This window comes from Xylanivirga thermophila (assembly GCF_004138105.1).
Classification (GTDB): domain Bacteria; phylum Bacillota; class Clostridia; order Caldicoprobacterales; family Xylanivirgaceae; genus Xylanivirga; species Xylanivirga thermophila.
The window spans coordinates 1-4,802 of record NZ_RXHQ01000058.1; the positions used below are offsets into that span (position 1 = coordinate 1).

8 protein-coding genes are annotated in these 4,802 nt (G+C 33.0%); 7 read left to right on the top strand and 1 reads right to left on the bottom strand.

Translation table 11 applies throughout. The annotated features are described in order from the left end of the window. The first annotated feature begins 171 nt into the window (after positions 1-171). Positions 172-528, top strand: a complete 357-nt coding sequence (locus EJN67_RS13690; RefSeq protein ID WP_129724992.1) for a hypothetical protein — start codon at positions 172-174, stop codon at positions 526-528. A 48-nt stretch (positions 529-576) separates the two neighbouring features. Next, complete coding sequence (locus tag EJN67_RS14340) at positions 577-699, top strand: DUF6438 domain-containing protein (RefSeq protein ID WP_242944057.1); 123 nt, start codon at positions 577-579, stop codon at positions 697-699. Between the two features lie 32 nt (positions 700-731). On the opposite strand, the gene EJN67_RS13695 is transcribed toward EJN67_RS14340, so the two are convergent. Then, the gene (locus tag EJN67_RS13695; RefSeq protein ID WP_068556434.1) at positions 732-1,409 is read right to left on the bottom strand and encodes a Crp/Fnr family transcriptional regulator; all 678 of its coding nucleotides are present in this window, start codon (positions 1,407-1,409) and stop codon (positions 732-734) included. Between the two features lie 390 nt (positions 1,410-1,799). On the opposite strand from EJN67_RS13695, the gene EJN67_RS13700 reads away from it, so the two are divergent. From EJN67_RS13700 to EJN67_RS13720, 5 genes are all read left to right on the top strand, one after another. Continuing rightward, positions 1,800-2,129 (top strand): cupin domain-containing protein, encoded by a 330-nt coding sequence (locus EJN67_RS13700; protein WP_068556435.1) that lies wholly within the window; start codon positions 1,800-1,802, stop codon positions 2,127-2,129. Positions 2,130-2,218: 89 nt separating this feature from the next. After that, positions 2,219-2,500, top strand: coding sequence for a permease (locus EJN67_RS13705; RefSeq protein WP_243641327.1), 282 nt, complete (start codon positions 2,219-2,221; stop codon positions 2,498-2,500). Position 2,501: 1 nt separating this feature from the next. Further along, complete coding sequence (locus EJN67_RS13710; RefSeq protein WP_129724993.1) at positions 2,502-3,221, top strand: permease; 720 nt, start codon at positions 2,502-2,504, stop codon at positions 3,219-3,221. Between the two features lie 326 nt (positions 3,222-3,547). Then, the gene (locus EJN67_RS13715; protein ID WP_023062414.1) at positions 3,548-4,102 is read left to right on the top strand and encodes a plasmid pRiA4b ORF-3 family protein; all 555 of its coding nucleotides are present in this window, start codon (positions 3,548-3,550) and stop codon (positions 4,100-4,102) included. 66 nt (positions 4,103-4,168) lie between these two features. Next, positions 4,169-4,696: a flavodoxin domain-containing protein gene (locus EJN67_RS13720; protein WP_129724994.1), complete on the top strand. Its 528-nt coding sequence runs from the start codon at positions 4,169-4,171 to the stop codon at positions 4,694-4,696. Positions 4,697-4,802 lie beyond the last annotated feature (106 nt).

Genomic DNA, 4,802 nt, shown 5'->3' on the forward strand with positions numbered 1-4,802 from the left:
GTTCATTACAATTACCACCCATTATTTATGTATGCTATAATTATAATGCATCTTGGGGATAAATTGCATCAATCAGATATTTCCAATAATCTACTACCCTAAGATGTCAATGCCTGAGTAGTAACGAAATATGTATTAAGAGGTTATACATACTTGTGTGGGAGTAATAATTTGGAAAAGCATGAGTTTGGAATAATAGATTCTTTTGAAGAAATCAAATGGTATAGTGACTATGAACCTGAAAAATATAATTGTATTTCTGTTAGTGACGATTTATTTGAAGAATTAATTATAAAGTGTAATGAAGAATTATTGGCAATTAAAACATATTTTCAGGTTACAACCCAGCCAGGTACCGGATTAGATTATTGCGGTGTAACGCTTATTCCTCCAGAATCCCTTAAACAATTTAGAGGGGTTATTATCAAGGCAAATATCCACTATCAATCGCAGGAACTTGAATTGCTTATTGAAAAGGTATCTAGTGCAATTAGTGAAAATAAATACTTAATTCACTATGGAATATAGTATTTTTCATATAAGAATATGAATATGCAGATGAAAAGTGGGAGTATCATGTTTGAATATATAAAATTGCAAAGAACAATGTGTTTTGGGACTTGCCCCGTTTATAGTGTAACAGTGGATAATGAGGGCAATGTAAATTATTATGGAGAATTGTTGATAATAACAGATTAAAGGGAACTCAATACTGGTTCCCTGTTCGTTGCTCAGGGTTTGCGAATAATATCAAAATCACAGATAGTGATAGAATGGGTGTTATAGTCAATGAGCCCATCTTTTTTCATTTTATTGAGTTCACGGGAAAGAGAAGTCCTTTGAATACCTAACCTCTCGGCTAATTCCTTTTTTGTCATATTAAGTTTTATTTCTTTACTTTTTTGAGAGTAGTACTCATAGTTTAAGAATTCAATGATAGATTCCTTTATAGATTTCATGGAGATTGATTTAATTTTGCTTGTCAAGATAGCAGTTTTGTCCGATATGCAAGTTAAGAACTGTATTAAGAAATCCTGGCTAGTCTGACAAAGTTGCAGTACAAAATCTTTATCGATATGTAAAATTTCAGCATCTGATTTTGCCACCACACTCATGGGATAATAAGGATACCTTGAAAACAATAGGTTGCCTCCTATACTGTCTCCGACCTTAAATTCGGTAATAGTTAATACATTTCCCTTTTCATCAATCTTTTGAACAAATACCTGGCCTTTTAAAATAATATCCCAGTAATTGCATTTCTCGCTTTCAAAATGGATAATGCTGCCTTTATTGTATTTAGAGATAATATAATTATGAGTTTTAAAAAGATTAAGCAGTTCTTCAGTAGAAAATCCATCAAATAACTCTGTTAGTCTTAAAATACTTAGATAATTTTTTATATTCATAAATACCACCTTTTTTAAAATTAGGTTGTGTTAAGTAGTATTTGTGTAAAATGCGTCAAATGATTTATTTTCAAGCATTAGAGAGTTATTAAACCTCAGAATTCGTGTACCCCCTAATTTTCATCAAATCCATGCTTGCATCCTCTTAAAAATGCTTTAAAATCTGCTCATAAATTTTTGTCAAGGTCGGGCTGAAAGCCCGTTAATTTCAGCCTTGACAAAAATTCAATTGAGCAGATTAAAATTTTGTCAGAGGATGAAAGTATTTAAATCTTGCGAAGCATTTTTTCATATTTTACTTTACACTATCTAAAATTAGTTACCGTGGTAACTGTATGTTACTGTAATTTATTATAATATAGATTTAAACATAATGAAAGGAGAGTTTTTATGCTGGAGAAAAAATATGTATACAGTCTTACAGATGACAAAATAATTGAAAGGATTGTGGATGATGAGAATATTCACCTAAATCATATGGTTCTTGTAAAAGGAACAAATCTTCCTGAACACTATTCCAATTCCAACGTCTATATGATAATTGTACGGGGAAAAATGACTTTGCAGTTAAATGAACAAGAACCACATCATTACACCAAGGGAGATATTATTAATATACCATACAAAACAAAAATGAATGTCCATAATCAAGACGAAGAAGTATTGGAATTCTTTGTGGTAAAATCACCTAATCCTAAAAACTACAGGGAGAAGGAGTGATGAAAGGTGGATATTTTTACAGCATCATTATGGGGAATAACAGGGGCTGCATTTATTGCATCCCTTATTAAAGATAAGCAAAGAATGTTTTGGGAGAATCCAATCTGTTCATTTCAACCGTTATTTCTGCCTTAGTAGGTAGTATTACATTGATTCCAGCCTTTGTAGCATTTCCTCTGGTAGGTTCTTTTGTAGATGCAGGTGCAAGTATTGTCCCTGCCGTTGCATTCTTAACTACTTTAACGATGGTTGGAATAGTGACATTCCCATTAGAAAAACAAGAGTTTGGTTTGAAATTTGCTACTACCCGTAATGTTCTTAGTTTTGTATTTGCACTTATAATAGCGCTGACGATGGGAGTGATTATGTGAAATGATTGAAATAATTAAAAAGAACAAACTGCTGGCAGCAGTATCTTTGGCATATATTTTTCTATTTATCGCAATGCCCGATAAGGCTTATTTATCTGTCAAAAACAGCATATATTATATTATAGAAATGCTTGAAATTATGCCTGTGATTTTTATACTTACATCAATTATTGAAGCATGGGTTTCTAAAGAAGTAATCATGAATGGATTTGGGGAGAAAGCAGGAATAAAGGGGGGTATATTCTCGTTCTTATTGGGCAGTTTTTCAGCAGGACCTATTTATGCGGCATTCCCAATTTGCAAAATGCTTTTAAAGAAAGGTGCCAGCATCGCAAATGTAGTCATCATATTAAGTGCATGGGCGGTAATAAAAGTACCCATGCTTGCCAATGAAGCAAAATTCTTAGGACCGAATTTTATGGGGCTAAGATGGATATTGACAGTAATATCCATACTGATAATGTCATATCTAATGACTGTATTTGTAAAAAAAGAAGATATTCCTGTTCAGGAAGAGCGTGACCTTGGCAAAGTAACTGGTATTAATATTAAAGAAAAATATTGTATTGGATGTGGACTGTGTGAAAAATTAATGCCTCATTATTTTAAGGTGGTGGATAAGAAAGCAAAATGGAAAGAGTCTAAACTTAATGAGACACAGATAAATGAATTGAAAGCGATAATAGATAAATGTCCTGTTAAGGCCATAGACTTAAAATGATATTCTTACTGTATACCCAAAAAACTTGTGTCATGAATAAAAAGTATTGTTAAGAATCATGGTGAAAATAGGGTAGAAACCTTATGGGAGCCATGATTTTTGTTTAGCATGAGTAGTTTTAAGGAGAGATGGGATAAGGGTATGAGGGGGAGTTTTGACATGTTTTTTTTGGTTACATCAGAGCATATATGTTATATTTATATTAAGATATTTAGATAAATAAAAATTAATGCTTAATGATAATAGAATATTGTTTTACTATTGCAGAATATAGAGAAATGATAAAATAGAAGTGCATAAATACATGTAAAAGGAGCCGTGAGAGTATGAAAATTCTTCAGTTGAAAATAACATTAAAAGACGTAAAGCCTCCTGTCTGGAGAAGGGTATTGGTTAGAGACGATATTACGTTTTATAAACTCCACAGGATAATCCAGCATGCGATGGGATGGTTTGAATCCCACCTTTATGAGTTTAGGCTGGGAGAAATGATTATTGGGGAAAAAGATGATGACTGGGACTTTTACGACAGATATGAAGTTAAAAGTGCAAAAAGAATAAAGTTAAGCAGCATGAACTTTGCACCAAAGGATAAATTCAGATATGTTTACGATTTTGGTGATAATTGGAGACATGACATTGTTGTTGAGAAGGTGCTTGACCCGGAAGAAGGCGTTAAATATCCAGTATGTATCGGTGGTAAAAGAAACTGTCCTCCTGAAGATGTAGGGGGACCGTGGGGATATGAAGATTTCCTTGAAGCAATCCAAGACCCGCAGCATCCAGAGCATGAATCCATGCTTGAATGGGTGGGGGGTTCTTTCGACCCTGAAGAATTCAGCATAGATGAAGTCAATGATATGTTGAAGATGATAAAGTAAAAGCATATATATTTTATCGGACTTTGTATGGAGGAGATAAGGTGATAAAAGAGGGGGAAAAATAATATGTCAGACAACATTAATAAAGTAGTTGTTATTTATAAATCAAAATATGGCAGCGCACAACGCTATGCACAGTGGATTGCAGATGAAGTCAAGGCGGATTTATTTGAAAGGTCTAAAATTACACTAAATGACATACTCAAATATGATACAATTGTTTATGGCGGTTCACTGTATGCTGCTGGTATTTTGGGTATCTCGCTCATAAAAAAGAACTTTGACAAATTAAAAGATAAAAAAGTGATAGTGTTTTCTGTAGGTGCGTCTCCTGCACATCCTGAAGCAATAAACGATATTATAAACAATAATTTTACCGAAGAAATGAAGGGGAAAGTGCATTTCTTCCACTTGCGGGGTGGCTTCAATTATAAGAAGTTAAATCCAATTGATAAGATTTTAATGTATCTTTTAAAGAAGAAAATTGAGCATAAAAAACCTGATGAACTTACTGACGATGAAAAAGGAATGCTTGCATGCTATAAACATCCTGCTGACTGGACAAATAAAAAATCGTTACTACTCAGGCATTGACATCTTAGGGTAGTAGATTATTGGAAATATCTGATTGATGCAATTTATCCCCAAGATGCATTATAATTATAGCATACATAAATAATGGGTGGTAATTGTAATGAAC

What these genes read in the sequence shown, in the direction of transcription:
- EJN67_RS14340 (WP_242944057.1), top strand. Translation starts at nt 577, where the DNA reads ATGTTTGAATATATAAAATTGCAAAGAACAATGTGTTTTGGGACTTGC.
- EJN67_RS13695 (WP_068556434.1), bottom strand. Translation starts at nt 1,409, where the DNA reads ATGAATATAAAAAATTATCTAAGTATTTTAAGACTAACAGAGTTATTT.
- EJN67_RS13700 (WP_068556435.1), top strand. Translation starts at nt 1,800, where the DNA reads ATGCTGGAGAAAAAATATGTATACAGTCTTACAGATGACAAAATAATT.
- EJN67_RS13710 (WP_129724993.1), top strand. Translation starts at nt 2,502, where the DNA reads ATGATTGAAATAATTAAAAAGAACAAACTGCTGGCAGCAGTATCTTTG.
- EJN67_RS13715 (WP_023062414.1), top strand. Translation starts at nt 3,548, where the DNA reads ATGAAAATTCTTCAGTTGAAAATAACATTAAAAGACGTAAAGCCTCCT.
- EJN67_RS13720 (WP_129724994.1), top strand. Translation starts at nt 4,169, where the DNA reads ATGTCAGACAACATTAATAAAGTAGTTGTTATTTATAAATCAAAATAT.